Below are 17,067 nucleotides of genomic sequence, written 5' to 3'. Positions count from 1 at the left end.
AATGCCAAGCGGATTATATATCGACCTGAAAGATGGCGGCCCGGCGATGCAAATCACAGCGGGGCTTCGCTGCCCATCTTATTGTGGTTACACGTCCGGGCATGGTTTTAAATACACCATTCCGGGGTATGTGAGCGGCGCAACCGCGTTATTTGCCCCGCATGTCACTGCGGGGATTTATCCCAACGGGAGTACCAGCCTGATCCCTGATATGGATATTCTGACCAGCGTCTCGCAGAGCGGGAACACACTGACCTTTACTGCCTGGTCGAACTACAAAATGGATGGCGCAATTTATCCCGGCACGGTGTGGCAAATCCTGCCGGCCAGTCAGTCGGGGAACCGGGGACTGTACATCTCTGACAGTACTGACTTTACCGCGATTACCGATGCCGCCACCGTGGGGCAGTGCGTGTATCGTGGTCGGGTGACGTTTACTGGCTCCTGGTCTCCGCCATCGACCAGCTATACGCGGCAATCTTATATGGTTTTCGCAAAGTGGAGTGCGTCCGGTGTCGTGGTGGAGTATGACGGCAAGGTAGTAAGAGCCTTAGCAGAGCGCAACGGGGCGAACGTCAACGCCACCGTGACAATGGACGTGGTTATCTTTGCGACCGGCGTTGCGCCAGTGGCGGGCCCGGGGCTTAATTTCTTTAACAGTAAAGGGCAATGCACGTTTTCAACCACTAAACGCCCGTTCATTTTCAGCAATAAATTCTACAAGCCCTCCGGCACCGCAACGGATATCGGCGACAGATACATCATGCTGGGCCGGTATGGGGCGCAGACCGATGTTGCTGGTGGCTGGTGTTATGCGAAATATCAGGGGCTGGTGCGGTCGGGTAATTCGGTGCGGGTGGGGCGTGGATATGTTGCTTCGATCTGGACGGCTAATTATTCGCTCGACGTGAACAAGTCAACAGGCATGAACGTGTTGCTGCTCGACAGTATGTATTGAACGTTTAATCACTGCAAAACCCGCTTCGGCGGGTTTTTTGTTTTCAGGAGTTAACTGAATGGCTAAAGGCACTATCAGCATTGCCAACGGCGCAACCGCCATTACAGGCACCGGAACCCCATTTACCACCGAGCTGGCCGCCGGTGATTATATCGTTTTCACGGCCGGGCAGGTTGTCTATACGCTGGCGATTAAGTCAGTGGACAGCGACACGGCGCTGACGCTAACCAAACCTTATACAGGCCCGGACGCTGACGGCCTGGCATGGTCGGCGGTGCCGCGCAGCACCATGAGCCAGATAACGATGGAAGTCGTGAACCAGGTCACCGAAGCGTTACGCGGCCTGAACCATGACAAAGCGAACTGGCAGCAGGTATTTTCAGAGCGCAACAACGTCACTGTTACGCTACCTGATGGTAGCGAGTTTAAAGGGCCGAGCTGGCCGTTTATCGTGAATTTGTTGGAAGATCTCGATCCTGACAGGCTCCAGCAAATGGTTAACGAAGTAAAGGAGGCGCAGAAAAGCGTAAGCGCTGACAAAACGGCAGCAGAATCTGCGCGTGATGATGCCCAGACGGCAGCGAACAGCGCCGCAGCAGCGCAGCAGGCGGCAGAGAAGGCCGGGGCCAGCGCTACCCAAAGCGCCACCGCTGCGGCCACCAGTGCCAGCGGCGCGGCTAATTCGGCAGCGTCTGCGAATAAGTCGGCTTCTCAGGCTCAACAGCAGGCGGATCGGGCGCAAGAGCTTGCTGATTCGTTCGACACAACAAAAGTGCTGAAAAAAGATCTGAACCTGGCAGATGTTTCAGATATTACAGCCGCAAGAAAAAATCTCGGTCTCAGCGCTTCTGATAATGTCGAATTCAACCTGATAAAAGGTAACAGCGACATCTACACAAGAATGATTTCTGATGATGCGGTAAGGGCACATGCATTATTTTCTGAAATTGTCGGAACTGACGGTGAACTGAAAGCCCGGATAGAGTTGTGGTGCGACACAACAACTGGCAGCGCGTCAATCGTTAACCGTAACCCGACGGGGGCGCGATTCTTCACGATCAAGCAGAGTGGGGAGGTTGAGCCGTCTGGTCGCGTTATGTCTGGCTATGGTGCCGAGTTTAAGAACAATGGCGAGGTTTTGACGTTACGCCCTGCCGGAGCGAACCAGGCAACTTACATGCTTATTCGTGATAGTGATAATTCAAACATCATGCTTGTGGGCAGATCCGGGGCAAGCTATGACACCGTAATGACCAACTATAAATACGGCACAAGTATCACAATGACAGATGCATGGGCCGGGTGTAACAAGGGATGGTATGGCTCAACAATTGAGTCTCGCTCTGGTTACTTAAACTCTAAAGCTATATCTACCACGGCAAACGCGCATCTTTATTTTATTAACAGCGACAACAAAAATCGTGGGGTTATTTATTCAAGGCCTATCGCAAACGGGCAATTAATATGCATCAGGCCAGACAATAGCTCTACAGGCGCGACGGGTTCAGAAATGTCGGTCAACGGCGCTACGGGGGAGGTTCGCGCTGTTAAGTTCACCAACATCTCTGACGAGCGGGCTAAATTCTGGATTAAGCCAGTAGAGAGTGCCCTCGATAAGATTTGCCAGCTTCGCGGCGTAACTTATTCAATGCATACGACGGTGCAGAATACTGTGCGAAATGCCGGGCTGATTGCACAGGACGTTCAGAAGGTGCTGCCGGAGGCCGTAACTGAATACGAGGCGGATAAGACTACTATTGATAAGGAATGCCGAACGATTGAGAACCCGCTTTCGCTCGACTATAACGCGCTGTCAGCGCTGTATGTTGAAGCATTTAAAGAAATGCGGGCAGAAATAGACGCTCTCAAAGCTGAACTGGCAGATATGAAAGCGAAAGCCGCCAGTCTGACGGCTTCCGGGGATGCCACCATCAGCGAATGATGAACCAGCAGCGGCCTTGAGGGCCGCTCTGTAACCGTGATCGACCATGAAAATATATTCTGCCGCTGCGATTGATAGGCTCCACTGCCTTGATCTAATTTCTTCATGAAACTACTGTATCTATATACAGTATTTTTTAAGGGGAGGAAATTATGCCGCGCTATTACGAAATAGAAACCGCCTTTCGCCGGGCTATGAAGATCGACGCCAGAGGCCGCCGCGTTGTCACAACTGCCGACTTTGTGAAAGAGCTGGCTGCTGTTAACTGGAACTGGTCGCTGAAACAGGCGAACGAGTGGATGGATGCCTGTCTGACGACGTTTAAAGACATATCGACCGAGGAAGGCGAAAACCGCACTCTCGCCATGTACAACCCGAACGGGGGGATCTGATTATGGGTTTCCCGTCTCCCGCCACCGATTTTATCGAGCGCCGCGTAACTCTCGATGGGATATGCGCTATTGGTATGAACAGCCGCATCGTTGAGACTTCTACCGGCTACGCGGTGATCGATATCAGTTTAATGCCTAGCATCGGTGTCACGATTCTATTCTCACTGTACGGCAATACACAGTTCGGCTTCATCACTAAAAGCGCGATCATTACCGACGATGGCGAGGCGCTAGAAGGGACTTCTCTGGATGATGTGCAAGTAGTTGGTGTCGTAACCCATACCATTCACAGCATGGATAGCATCACGAATCAACGGCCAGTCATTTAATGCCCCCATAAACTACTCTGCCTATGAAGAGCAACTTAAGTCCTGAAACATGACTTCAATTACGGATGGGTTTTCGTTACTCATAGTTACAAATAGAAAAACCCCAGACCGTGGGATCTGGGGTTCTCTCAGAGTGCACGTGCATTTCACGTGTATATTTTTGTCTTTTCTCGGTCTGCATACTGTCTGGTCAGTGTCCGTAAGTGACTGTATTTATTGCCTCTGTCCGGTTGCAGTCCTATCAAAAGTGGTGGAGCTGGCGGGAGTTGAACCCGCGTCCGAAATTCCTACATCCTCGGTACTACATGCTTAGTCCGGTCTTTACATTCGCCTGGCAGCTGCGGACGGACACGCCACTACCAGACTAGCCTGATTAGTTTTAACGCTTCAACCCCAGGCAGGGCATCCACGCGATCTCTTTTGGGTTTGACCTCTCTTGATCCCCGTCCTAAGAGCGGAGGCTAGGGAGAGAGGGCTCTAAGCAGGTTATTAAGCTGCTAAAGCGTAGTTTTCGTCGTTTGCGACTATTTTTTTGCGGCTTTTTACGAGGCCAACCGCCCCTCGGCATGCACCTTGGGTTTCGCGAATCCCGTCGAATCCAGAATCAGCCCCAAAAGTGTAACGCTAAGTATAACAGAGTTTACCCGTGCGTGACCAGTCCATATCGTTTCGCCTGCTGACTGCTGCATTTTTGGCCTTATCGCTGAGTTCTTCGGTAGTTGGAAAAAGCGAGAGGTCGCTACACAAAGAGTCGTTATGTATAAGCGCATCATGTTAAATACCCCTTGGATTTCCAGGCAAATAAAGAAAATAGAAAACACGATATATTTTTACGTTTATTTAAGAACGGAATGATTAATTCATTTTGGATGATTTTATTTTGCACTAATAACGGGTGTGGACTTTTTTTAAAATTCCAATACTTAGCAATTAATTAAGCGAGGTAGACCACATTTTTTATTCTGCAAGCCCTCTTTTTTTATCATTTCTTTGCCAAACCGCACCGCGTTGCTTATACATTTTGATAAGGTTTTGTACACATAAACCGCTTCGTTTTGCGTTAAGTCGCTGTTTTTAGTCTTTTTTAAAGGTATTTCATAACGTTTCTGTAAATTAACCCTCCCCGCTGCCGCCCTGTCTGGTAAGGGGTAACCCATAAGTGTCCATTAATGAACACTTGTGCAGGGCTGTGTGCTTCCCCAGTCAGAGGAAATGAAGAATGGCCGTTCAAAATAGTCTTTCGCCTACCGTAGATATACTTAATCAGGATACGGGAAAAGTGATAACCCATTATTCAGAGAACGCAGATCGGGTGGTCAATTTATCCCAGACCAGCATTGTGCGAATAAATGCTTCTCCTGAAACGGTTAATTTTTATGAGCGGCAAGGAAATGACCTGATTGTCCATATGAAAGACGGGACAACGGTACGCTACCAGAACTTTTTCCATCTCGACGCGGAAGGTCAGCACAGCGAACTGATTTTTGAGGATGACAAAGGCGTACACCACGCGTTGTTCCCGTTCGCCTCTGAAGCGGGTCCGGCGGTTGCAGAAGCGATTACACCCACAATGGCTGATACGACGCTTGGCGCGCTCACCGGCGCTGAGGGGCTGACCACGCTGCAGGCGCTGGGCGGCATTGCGGCGATTGGCGGTATCGCCGGTGTGGCGATCGCCGCCAGCAACAGCGGCGGTGGCGGCGGCGGCAACGATGATAACAACAACGGCGGCGGCGATAACGGCGGTGGCGACAATGGTGGCGGTGATAACGGCGGCGGCGACAACGGCGGTGGTGATAATGGCGGCGGTGACAACGGCGGCGGAGAAACCCCGGACCCGGCAGAAATCGCGCTCGATCCGCTTACCGATGACAACATCTTAAACGGCAGCGAAGTTCTGCAAAACCAGGTCATTAGCGGCACGGTAGATGCCGCTAACGCGGGCCGCACGATTACCGTCACGCTTAACGGTAACACTTACACCGGCGTTGTCGGGGCGGATGGCAGCTGGAGCGTGACGCTGCCCGCCAGCGCGCTGCAGGCGTTGCCGCAGGGGCTCAACACCATCACCGTGACGCTCGTTGACGTCAACGGCAACACGGTAACCCAGACGGCTGATATCAACGTCGATACTGTCGCGCCCACCCTTCAACTCACCCCGTTTACCGACGGCGTGCTCGGCGGTGAACAGGCTTCCACCACTCAGATCCTGCGCGGCTCGACTGGCGTCGCGGAAGAGGGGCAGACGGTCACCATCACGCTGAACGGCAAAACGTACACCGCCACGGTTGGCGCAGACGGCAGCTGGCAGGCCGCCATTCCGTCTGCGGATCTGCTGGCGTTGCAGAACGGGCAGCAGTATGTGCTCAGTGTGAGCATCACCGATCTGGCGGGCAACACCACCACCAACGAAACACGCTTTACCGTCAACTTTGACCGGCCTGTGCTGGCGGTGGATGATTTCACGGGCGATAACGTGCTGAATGGGGCAGAACTCGCCACCGATCAAATCCTCAGCGGCACCACGCAAAACATCGCGGCGGGCACTGTGGTGACGGTGACGCTGAATGGCCAGAACTATTACGCGACTGTCGGCGGCGATGGTTCCTGGCAGGTGACTATCCCGAGCGGCGATCTCCAGGCGCTGGCCAACGGCAGCGCGACGCTCACCGTCAGCGTGCCCAACGGCACCGGCGCGCCGCTCACCGTTACCGACACGCTGACGGTGGATCGCACCGTTCCGTCCGTCTCCATCGCCATTCTCTCGACCGATGACTATCTCAACGCGGCGGAGGCTACCCAGCCGCTGGAAATCCGCGGTTTTACAACCGTGACCGGCCCTGGTGCGCAGGTGACCGTCACGTTTAACGATAAAACCTACACCGCCGTGCTGGACAGCGCCGGTAACTGGAGCGTGCTGATCCCGCCAGCCGATCTGGCCACGCTGCCGGATGGTCCGCGTACCGTGACGGCGACAGTCACCTCCGGGAGTACTACCGCCACAACAGACCGTGTCATCAACGTTGAAATCAACGATCTGCCCGCGCCCACTATCGTCACGCCATTTGGTGATGGCGCGCTGAGCGCGGCGGATTTGCAGCAGAACCAGACGCTCAGCGGCAATACGGGCGTGAGCGGCAGCGGCCAGACGGTCACCGTTCAGATTGGCAACCAGACCTACACCACCACCGCAGGCACCGACGGCGGCTGGAGCGTGACTATCCCGGCCTCACAGCTTCAGGCGCTGCCGCCGGGGCAGACGCCTATCGTGGTGACCGCAACGGACGGCGCGGGCAACAGCGCCAGCGCCACATCAAGTGTGAACATCGACACCACGCCGCCGGCGCTCTCGCTCTATGCGGTGACCGATGACGGCAAGCTGAACGCGCAGGAGCTGACAACCAGTCAGGTGCTTTCCGGCAACAGCTCGGAAGCGGGGCAGACGGTCACCGTCACGCTCAATGGCAAAACCTACACCACCACCACCGGCAGCGACGGCAACTGGCAGGTAACGCTGCCTGCCGCCGATCTCGGCAATCTGTCGCCTGGTGCTAACCCAATTGTGGTCACGACCACCGACGCGGCGGGCAACACCGCCCAGATTACCGATTCGCTGAACGTGAAAACCGCGCTGCCCTCCGTTACCGTCACGCCATTTACCGGCGATAACGCGCTGGATGCGGCGGAGATCAAAACCGCGCAGCCGTTGCAGGGCAGCGTCACCAACGCCGAGCCGGGCAGCGTGGTTACCGTTGCGATTGGCGCATGGAACACCACGGCGACGGTAGACGCGGCGGGCAACTGGCGCGTGGATGTGCCGGCGGTCGTGCTGCAAGGGCTGGCGAATGGCGATAACAACATTCAGGTGAGCGTCACCGATACCTGGAATCAGACGACGACGATACAGGCACCGATCACGGTCGATACCGCAGCGTCCGGCGTCGCTATCAGCATTATCGCCGACGACGATTTTATTAACCGCACAGAAGCGGATTCACCGCTGACGATCCGCGGCACCAGCGCCGGGCTTCCTACCAATACCGAAATCACCGTCACGCTCAACGGTATCACCTACACCGCGACGGTAGACGCCAGCGGCAACTGGCAGACCACCGTACCGGCGGCAGCTTTGCAGGGGCTGGAGGACGGTACTTATGAAGTGACCGCCACCGCGCAGCAGGGCGGCGTCAGCGACAGCCACACGCTCACTGTCATCATCAACAACCTGCCGGATACCACGATCGATCCGCTGTTTACCGATGGCACCTTAAGCCAGGCCGAAGCGGGCGTGGATCAGGTACTGACCGGCTCTACCGGCGTTGCGGGCGCGGGCCAGTCGGTGACGGTCACGCTTAACGGTCAGGCGTATCAGGGGACGGTGGATGCGAACGGTAACTGGTCGGTCACACTGCCGTCCGGCGCGCTGGATTCACTGACCGGCAATGATTCACCGGTGCCGCTGCAAATCGTCGTGCGCGACGCCGCAGGTAACAGCCAGACCACCACCACCGATTTTACCGTCGATGTTGACGCGCCGGCGCTAACGATCAACCCGTTCGCGCAGGATGACGCGCTGAATATCACTGAAGCGGGCCAGGCGCAGGCGTTCTCCGGCGTCGCCACGGGCGCAGCGCAGGGCGATGCTATCGTCGTCACGCTGAACGGCAAAACGTATAACACCACGGTGACCGGCGCGAACGGCGAATGGTCGGTGAATATTCCGGCGGCGGATCTGCAGGCGCTGCCGAACGGCCAGGCGCAGTTTAGCGTCACGGTCACCGATGCCGCAGGGAACAGCTCAACCGCCACGAAGCCGATTACCGTCGCGGTGGATCCGGCGCGCGCGCCGCTGCTGACCATCGATCCGGTGGGCGGTGACGGCGTGATTGACGCGGGCGAACGCGCAAGCGGCGTGACGCTGAGCGGCACCGCCACTAACGTCACGGCGGGGCAGACCGTCACCATCACGCTCGGCAATGACACTTTCACTGGCGTGGTGGATTCCGCCGGGCGCTGGGAAGTTAACCTGCCCGCTGACGCCCTGGCAGGCCTTGCCAACGGCGCTTACACCGTAACAGCAGTCGTGAGCGACGCGGCAGGCAACAGCGCAAGCCTCGATCGCGGCTTTAGCGTCAACACCGATATCAGCGCGCTGACGGTGTCGCCAGTGACCGGCGATAACCGCGTCTCGCTTGATGATATCGCAGGCGGCCTGGTGCTGAGCGGCAGCAGCGTGAACTTCGCGCCGCAAACCACGCTCACCATTACGCTTAACGGTAAACAATACACGGCCACCACGGGCGCTGACGGCAGCTGGAGCGTTACCATACCGCGCGCCGACGCGCTGGATATCAGCGACGGTAAAGCGACGCTGACCGTCTCCGGTACGGATGAAAACGGTGCCGTCATCTCCGGTAGCCAGAGCTTTACGATAATCACCACCGACCTGCCGGAAGTCACGCTGAACACGCCGTTTACCGACGGCATTATCAGCGCCGCTGAAGTCAGCGCGGGCGGCGCGCTCAGCGGCACCACTGGCGTGACGGGCGCGGGGCAGACCGTTACGGTACAGCTTGGCGGTAACACCTATAACGCCGTGGTGGACAGCAGCGGCAACTGGTCGGTCACGCTGCCGCCGTCTGCCCTGCAGGGGCTTACGGAAGGCACCACACCGCTGGTCGTGACCGCGACCGACGCGGTGGGCAACCAGAACACCTCGCAAAGTACGGTAACCGTCGATTTGACTGCACCGGTACTGACCGTGAACGACATCACGGCCGATAACATCGTTAACGCCACTGAGGCGGCGCAGCCGCTCACCATCAGCGGCAGCGCAACGCCATACGATCCGCAAAATCCGCAAACGGTCGTGGTACAGATCGGCGGCCAGAGCTACAGCGCGCTGGTACAGAGCGATGGCACCTGGAGCGTGACGCTGCCTGCGGGCGCGCTCACCACGCTGCCGGATGGCCCGGTCAGCGTGACGGCGACGGTCAGCGATGCGGCGGGCAATACCTCAAGCGAAAAAGTCTCGCTGACGCTGGATGCGTCGCAGGCCAACGCGCCGCTGGTGGCGGTGAATACCGTCGCGACCGATAACTTTATCAACGCCACGGAGGCGCAGTCGCCGCTGCAAATTACCGGCACCACGACGCGCGTGGAACCGGGCCAGACGGTGACCGTTACCCTCAACGGGCAGACCTACACGGGCGAGGTGCAGCCGAACGGCACCTGGAGCGTGACCGTGCCCGCCACGGCGCTGGCGCAGGTGGCTGACGGGCAGCAGACGATTGGCGTAACGGTCACCGACGCCTCGGGCAACCAGGCGTTTGTGCAGTACCCGGTGACCTTCGCAGCCCAGCCGGGCTCGCAGCCGCAAGTGACGCTGAACGCCATCGCAGGCGATGACATCATCAACAGCCAGGAGAGCGGGCAGCCGCTCGATATTACCGGTACCTCCACCAACCTTGCGCCGGGCACCATCGTCAGCGTCGTGTTTAACAATGTGACTTATACCGGCACCACCGGCGCAAACGGCCAGTGGAGCGTGACGGTGCCCGCGTCGGCGCTGGCAGGCCTCCAGAATGGCGATTACACCGTGACGGCAACCGCGCGCGACGCGGCGCAGAACACGGCGACCGACAGCAGTTCCGTCACGGTTGATACCACCGCGCCTGCGACGGATATCAACGGGGGCAGCTTCCTGGAAGATGGCTTTTTGACTATCACTGAATCGCTCACCGATCAGACGCTCGGTGGCACCACGACGGCGGGCGCCACCGTTCAGTTGGTGGTAGGCACCCAGACCCTGACCACCGTAGCGGGCACTGACGGCACCTGGAGCATCACCATTCCGGCGGCGCAGTTACAGGCGCTGGATAACGGCCCACAGGATCTGACGCTGACCGTCACCACGCCGACCGGCAACACCAGCACGGTGCCGCTGCCGGTCACGGTCGGCAACGACACTGTACCGACGCTCGCGATAGGCACTGTGTTCACCGACGGCCTGATTAACCTGAGCGAAATCCAGAACGGCGGCGTCATCAGCGGCACCTCGACCGGCCTTCCGGAAGGCACGCCGATTACGATCACCCTTGGTGGCATTACGCTTAACGGCACGGTGGGCGCAGGCGGCGCATGGCAGATTACCGCGGGCGCCGACGCGCTGGACGCGCTGCAAAACGGCCAGTACACGCTGACCGTTACCGCGCAGGATCAATACGGCAACCCGGCGACGGCAGGCGTGGCGGTGGATGTGTTGCGCACGCCGCCGACCGCGGCCGTGCCGGATCTGCTTTTTGGCGACGGAACAGTCAACCAGAGTGAAGCGGCGCTCGGGCAGCAGCTGACCGGTACTACCGGGCTGACGGGCGCAGGCCAGACGGTGCAGATAAGCATCGACGGCGGCCAGCCGATTACCGGCACTGTCGATAACAACGGTAACTGGACGGTGTCGCTGACGCCTGCGCAGTTAAGCGCGCTGGCGGATGGCAGTCACACGATTTCTGTCACGGTGTCTGACCGTGCAGGCAACACGGCCACCAGCCCGGAAGCCACCTTTACCGTCTACGCCGATCCGCTCCCGACGCCGGTGGTCACGGAGCCGTTTACCGATGGCATTCTTAATGCTAGTGAAGCCGCGGCTGGCGCTACGCTCAACGGAACGACCGGCCTGCCGGCCGATCGCATCGGTACCGTGATGGTAAGCCTCAATAACGGCGCGATGGTACAGGCCACCGTCGATGCTGACGGTAACTGGTCGCTGCCGCTGACGCCTGCACAACTCCAGGCACTGCCGGACGGCACCATCCCCATTACCGTGATCGTCACCGATACGGCAGGCAATACCAATACCGGCACCACCAGTTTTGACGCGCGCATTAACGCGGTGCCGGACGCCACCCTCAACACGCCGTTTATCGACGGTGCGCTCAATAACGCCGAAGCGGCTGTAGCCCAGACGATCATCGGTAGCACCGGCGTCAGCGGCGCTGGCCAGACGGTAGAAATTGTACTGAACGGCACCACCTACACCGGGACGGTGCTTGAAAATGGCGACTGGTCGGTCTCGCTGCCGCCTTCCGCGTTTACCGGCCTTATCCCTGGCAGCACGCAAAACTTCCAGGTTAACGTGAGCGACGCTTACGGCAATACCGACAGCGCGCCCGGTTCGTTCCAGGTCGAGACCCAGCTGCCGACGCCTGCCGCGACCACGCTGTTTAGCGATAACGCCATTCTGAATATCAGCGAAGCCAACGGGCCGCTGACGCTTACCGGCACCACCGGCGTTACGGGCGATAACCAGTATGTGACGGTCACTATCGACGTTAACGGCACCACCTATGTGGCGAATGTGGACAGCGCAGGCAACTGGTCGTTGCCGTTGCCGGCGGGTGCGCTCTCCGGGCTGTCACCGGGCCAGCATACGCTGACCATTGTGGCGCAGGATAACTTCGGCAACAGCCAGAGTATTGATGTGCCGTTCCAGGCCGCGCTGACCCCGCCGCAGGTGGCGCTGACCCAGCCGCTGTTTGGCGACGGTTATGTGAATATCGCCGAGGCGGGCGCTACCAGTACCATTAGCGGCACGCTGACAAGCGATCTCCCGGATGGCAGCAAGATCTCCGTGACCATCGGCAACAAAACCTTCGGGCCTGACCGCGTCACCGTCATCGACAACACCTGGACGCTGAGCCTGACAGCCGCCGACTGGACGAGCGTGCCGAACGGCCTGCAATCGGTGAACGTGAGCCTGACGGACGGCGCGGGCAATACCGCGACCACCACCGCGCCGCTCTATGTATCGCTTGCCGCGCCGACGCTCACTATCGACGCGCCGTTTGGCGGCGACGGCCTGAGCGGGGCGGAGAGCCAGCAGACGCAGACCATCACCGGGACGGTCACGAATATCGAACCGGGGCAGACCATCACGGTGACGCTGGCGGGCCAGACCTTTACTACCACGGTGCAGAACGGCAATACCTGGTCGCTTCAGCTCTCACCCGCACAGCTGGCGACGCTGGCTAACGGCCCCGAGCAGATCACCGCTACCGTCATCGATAAAGCGGGCAACGTGGCGAGCGCGCCTGCGGTAAACGTGGATATCGACACCACGCCGCCTGCGGTGGCCGTCGCCATTAATCCGGTGGCGGGCGATAACATCATCAACGCGGGCGAGCTGGGCGATGCGGTGACGATTTCCGGCACCACGCTAGGCGGCGTCTCGCAGGTGACCGTGCAGATCAACGGCACCGCCGTCGGCACGGCGACCGTTCAGCCGGATGGCAGCTGGTCGCTGGATGTGCCCGCCACGCAGTTCCCGAACCAGGGCAATTACACCATCGTTGCGACGACCGATGGCGGCACGCCTGCCACGACCAACGTCACCGTCACGCTCGATACCGTACCGCCGGTGGTGACCGTGGGTACTATTGCGGGTGATAACGTGATTGACGCCTCCGAAGCCAGCCAGCCGCTGGTGCTCAATGGCACCGCCAGCACCTCCGAGGCGGGGCGGCAGGTCACGGTCACCTTTAACGGCGAAACCTACTATGCCGTGGTGGGCGCGGATGGCGCATGGAGCGTCACCGTACCGCAAAGCGCGCTTAACGGGCTTTCCGATGGCACTTACCCGGTGACGGCGACGCTTACCGACGCCGCGGGCAACGTGGATACCGACACCCGCAACATTACGCTGGATACCACCGGGCCGCTGCTGACGGTGGACGCCGCGGGCGTGCCTGCGGTGCTCAACACCGTGAACGCGGCGGGCGGGCTGCTTTTGCAGGGCACCGGCGAGCCGGGCCAGACGGTGACGCTCCGTCTCGGGCCGTTGACCGAAACCGCCACCGTGGATCAGAACGGCAACTGGCAATACACCTTCCCGCAGCTCGATCTCACTACGCTCACCGACGGTGCGCAGGTGATCAACATCTCCTCCACCGACGCGCAGGGCAACACGTCCACCAATAACGTGGCGCTGAACGTGGCGTTGAATAAAGGGTTTGGCGTGCTGGTGGACGATCTGTTCGGCGGCGACGGCATCCTGAACGTGGCGGAATCGCTGGTCACCCAGACGCTGACGGGGCAACTGAGCGGTGACTATCGCGGCGCGACGGTGACGGCGACGCTGGTCGGCACCGATGTCAACATTCCGCTAAACGCGCTGGTGGGCGGCGACGGGCGCATTTCGGTCGACTTCCCGCCAAGCCTCTGGCAGGGCATTGTCGATAACACGCTGCAGGTGCAGCTCAACGTCACCGACGCCTTCGGCAACGTCACGAATAAGATTATCGATATCAACCTGGCGCTGACCGACGTACCGGTGGTAAGCCAGGTGCTGGTGGGCACCGATAACCTGATTAACTTTGCTGAAAGTACGGTTAACCAGACCATCAGCGGCGTCGTCAGCAACGCGGAAAATGTCTCGTCGATTATCGTTAACTTCGCAGGGCAGCGCCTGACGGCGGTAGTGGATGACACCGGACGCTGGACGGCGACGCTGCCCTCAACACTGCTTGGCGCGCTGCCGGATGGCCAGGCCGCGTTGCAGGTGGTGGTCACCGATAACGCGGGTAACGTCAACACCACCGGCGCGACCTTTAACGTCGCCATTAATAACCTGCCGACGATTAATATCGGCTCGCTGTTCGGCGACGGTACGCTGAGTATTCCTGAGCTGTTGCAGGGCACGCTGAGCGGCACCACCACCGGCCTCGCCGGGCAGACGCTGACCATTCAGATTGGCAGTACGCCAGCCTTTACGGCGACGGTCGGCCCGAACGGCGTCTGGAGCGTCAACCTGCCGGAGGCCGTGCAGAGCGCGTTAACAGGAATAGCGACCGGAAACCAGACGGTAACCGTGACCGCCTCTGACGTTAACGGCAACTCGGCCTCGGCGACGGGCTCGCTGACGCTGGATCTGCTGGCACCGGCGCTCTCGTCGCTCTCGGTCTTTGGCGACGGGCTGCTGAACGCCGCTGACGCGCTGGTCAGCCAGACCATTTCAGGCGTCGTCACCAACGCGACGGCAGGCTCCAGCGTCTCCGTAGCGCTGGGCGCGCGCACCTTTACCGGCACGGTGGGCACAGGCGGGCGCTTTACTATCCAGCTTAACCCGACCGATCTCGCCTCGCTGGCGGAGGGCTCGCTGACGCCGCGCGTCACCATCACTACGCCGGACGGCAATACCACGACGGTCAACGGAACGCCGGTGGTCGTGGGCATCACCACGCTGCCGACGGTCGCCATCAATACGCTGTTTGGCGGCGACGGCTGGCTGAACGCGGCGGAGGCGAACGCGGGGCAGGTTATCAGCGGCACCAGCAACCTCGCGAGCGGTACGGTCACGCTTAACGTGGGGGCAGCACCTTCACGGCGGCGATTAGTAACGGTGCCTGGTCGGTGAATGTACCGGCGGCAACGCTGAAAGGCCTCCAGGACGGCACGCTGACGGTCAGCGCCAGCGTTACTGACCCGGTCGGCAACGTGGCGACCGGCTCGCAGATAGTGAATGCGATTGTTCAGGCGCTGCCGCAGGTGGCGGTCAACCCCATCTTTGGGGATGGCATTCTGAGCCTCAGCGATCTGTTAAGCCCGCAGCTTATCAGCGGCACCGCCACTAACCTGGCGGCGGGTAGCGCACTGACGGTCAAACTGGGCGCGCTGACGTTTAACACCACGGTGCGCGCCGACGGCACCTGGCAGGTGTCGGTGCCAACCACCTCTCTGCAGGGGCTGACCGACGGCCCGCTTAACGTCACCGTGACGGCGCGCGACGCGGCAGGTAATACCGCCAGCGGTAGTAACGGGCTGACGGTGAATATCGGCGCGCTGCCGACGCTCGCCATTACCTCGCTGTTTGGCGATAACGGCCTTAACGCCACCGATATCCTGAGCGCCCAGACCATTTCCGGCACCAGCACCAACGCTGTCGGCTCGCAGGTCACGGTGTCGCTTGGCGGTAAAAATTACGTCACCACCGTCGGTAATGACGGTACCTGGCAGCTGTCGGTGCCGAAAACCGACCTCAGCGGGCTGCTCGACGGCACGCTGACGGTGAACGCGAGCGTGACCAACCCGGCGGGCAACAGCGCTAACACCAGCGGCGTGCTGAATGTCATTACCCATTCGCTGCCGACGGTGTCGCTCACCTCGCTGTTTGGTAACGATGGCTATCTGAACGTTAGCGAGGCGGGCAGCGGCCAGACGATCAGCGGGAAAATCACCGGCGCGGCGGATGGCGCGACGGTGAAAGTGACGCTTGGCACAAACACCTATAACGCGACGGTGGCGAGCGACGGCACCTGGTCGCTGCCGGTCAGCAGCTCGATTCTGGATGGGCTGTCCAACGGCGCGCTGAAAGTGGGTGTCTCGGTGACGGATAAAGTGGGCAACGTCAACAGCACCAGCAGCGACGTGACGGTGAAACTCACCACGCCGACGCTGACGTTCAACCCGCTGACCAGCCTTAACCCGCTGGCGCTGCTCTCAACAGGCCTGACGCTGCGCGGCGGCTCCGCTAACCTGGCGCCGGGCTCGGTGGTGCATCTGTCACTGCTGAACGGGACGGTCAATACCACGGCTATTACCGACAGCAATGGCAACTGGTCAGCAAACCTCGGCCTGGGGCTGAATATTCTGCAACTGCTGTCGCTCTCCAGCGTGCTGAATATTTACGCCACCGATGTGGCGGGCAATACCGGGTACCTCAACGTCGGGCTCGGCGGGCAGATTATCTCCACCACGCCGCCAGCCACGTTTGCGGCCGCGAGCGTCGAGCATGAGGCCTCGCTGTTCGCGCTGGCTGATGAGACCAGTCAGACCGCGACGACAGCCGACAGCCAGCAGTCTGCGGTGACCGCGAAAATCGCCGCTGTTGGCGCGATCACAGAAACAAACAGTGATAGCGGTTCCACCGTGGCGGAAGACAGCAGCAGCGTAGCGGGTGGCTATACTATCGGCGGGGTCAGCATCGATCTCGCCGATGGCACCAGCCAGAGCGGCGAGTCGGTGCAGGGCAGTAGCGGCAGCGACACGATTCATCTCGCCTCGCTTGGCTTTGCGTCGCTCGACGGCGGCGCGGGGACCGACACCCTGGTTATCGATGGCGTCAATCTCAAACTCGACCTGACGGCGCTGAGCGGACAGGTTCAGCACATCGAGATCTTCGATCTCGGTAAGTCCGGCACCAACAGCCTGACGCTGGATCTGCACCAGGCGCTGACCATCACCGACAAGCCGGAAGACGATCTGATCGTCAAAGGCGTGAACGGGGATCAGGTCAATCTGGTGAAAGGCGGCAGCGATATCTGGGAAGTGAGCGGACAGCGCGAAGTGGACGGCGTGCAGTTTGATGTCTGGCATAACAGCTCGCAAACCAACACGTTGGGGGATGTCCTGATCCAGCACGGATTGCACGTCAATATGGTCTAACGCCACGGC

The 17,067-nt window shown here is 59.6% G+C and carries 5 protein-coding genes, 1 other RNA gene and 1 pseudogene; 5 read left to right on the top strand and 2 right to left on the bottom strand.

The features are described 5' to 3' along the window. Position 1: 1 nt before the first annotated feature. The 4 genes from G6041_RS11370 (at position 2) to G6041_RS11355 (ending at position 3,621) form a co-directional block, all read left to right on the top strand. The gene (locus tag G6041_RS11370) at positions 2-958 is read left to right on the top strand and encodes a DUF6453 family protein (RefSeq protein ID WP_014728238.1); all 957 of its coding nucleotides are present in this window, start codon (positions 2-4) and stop codon (positions 956-958) included. 58 nt (positions 959-1,016) lie between these two features. After that, the gene (locus tag G6041_RS11365; protein WP_014728239.1) at positions 1,017-2,900 is read left to right on the top strand and encodes a tail fiber domain-containing protein; all 1,884 of its coding nucleotides are present in this window, start codon (positions 1,017-1,019) and stop codon (positions 2,898-2,900) included. Between the two features lie 152 nt (positions 2,901-3,052). Further along, positions 3,053-3,292 carry a hypothetical protein gene (locus G6041_RS11360; RefSeq protein ID WP_007850237.1) on the top strand — a complete coding sequence of 80 codons (240 nt, stop codon included), beginning with the start codon at positions 3,053-3,055 and terminating at the stop codon, positions 3,290-3,292. Between the two features lie 2 nt (positions 3,293-3,294). Beyond that, entirely contained in the window at positions 3,295-3,621 is a 327-nt protein-coding gene (locus tag G6041_RS11355) for a hypothetical protein (RefSeq protein WP_014728240.1), read from the top strand. A 248-nt stretch (positions 3,622-3,869) separates the two neighbouring features. Here G6041_RS11355 and ssrA read toward each other — a convergent pair. Beyond that, positions 3,870-4,233, bottom strand: a transfer-messenger RNA (tmRNA) gene (gene ssrA / locus G6041_RS11350). A 311-nt stretch (positions 4,234-4,544) separates the two neighbouring features. After that, the gene (locus tag G6041_RS11345; RefSeq protein WP_012123990.1) at positions 4,545-4,778 is read right to left on the bottom strand and encodes a hypothetical protein; all 234 of its coding nucleotides are present in this window, start codon (positions 4,776-4,778) and stop codon (positions 4,545-4,547) included. Positions 4,779-4,840: 62 nt separating this feature from the next. Here G6041_RS11345 and G6041_RS21320 point away from each other — a divergent pair. Further along, positions 4,841-17,058, top strand: a pseudogene (locus G6041_RS21320) (Ig-like domain-containing protein). Positions 17,059-17,067: the final 9 nt, after the last annotated feature.

The sequence above is a fragment of the Cronobacter sp. HA18003 genome (assembly GCF_011605905.1).
Taxonomy (GTDB): domain Bacteria; phylum Pseudomonadota; class Gammaproteobacteria; order Enterobacterales; family Enterobacteriaceae; genus Cronobacter; species Cronobacter sakazakii.
Note: the sequence above shows the minus strand (reverse complement) of the source record. Positions and strands in the feature narration are given on the sequence as shown.

Coding starts and splice junctions, on each gene's coding strand:
- G6041_RS11370 (WP_014728238.1), top strand. CDS start 2: ATGCCAAGCGGATTATATATCGACCTGAAAGATGGCGGCCCGGCGATG.
- G6041_RS11365 (WP_014728239.1), top strand. CDS start 1,017: ATGGCTAAAGGCACTATCAGCATTGCCAACGGCGCAACCGCCATTACA.
- G6041_RS11360 (WP_007850237.1), top strand. CDS start 3,053: ATGCCGCGCTATTACGAAATAGAAACCGCCTTTCGCCGGGCTATGAAG.
- G6041_RS11355 (WP_014728240.1), top strand. CDS start 3,295: ATGGGTTTCCCGTCTCCCGCCACCGATTTTATCGAGCGCCGCGTAACT.
- G6041_RS11345 (WP_012123990.1), bottom strand. CDS start 4,778: ATGGGTTACCCCTTACCAGACAGGGCGGCAGCGGGGAGGGTTAATTTA.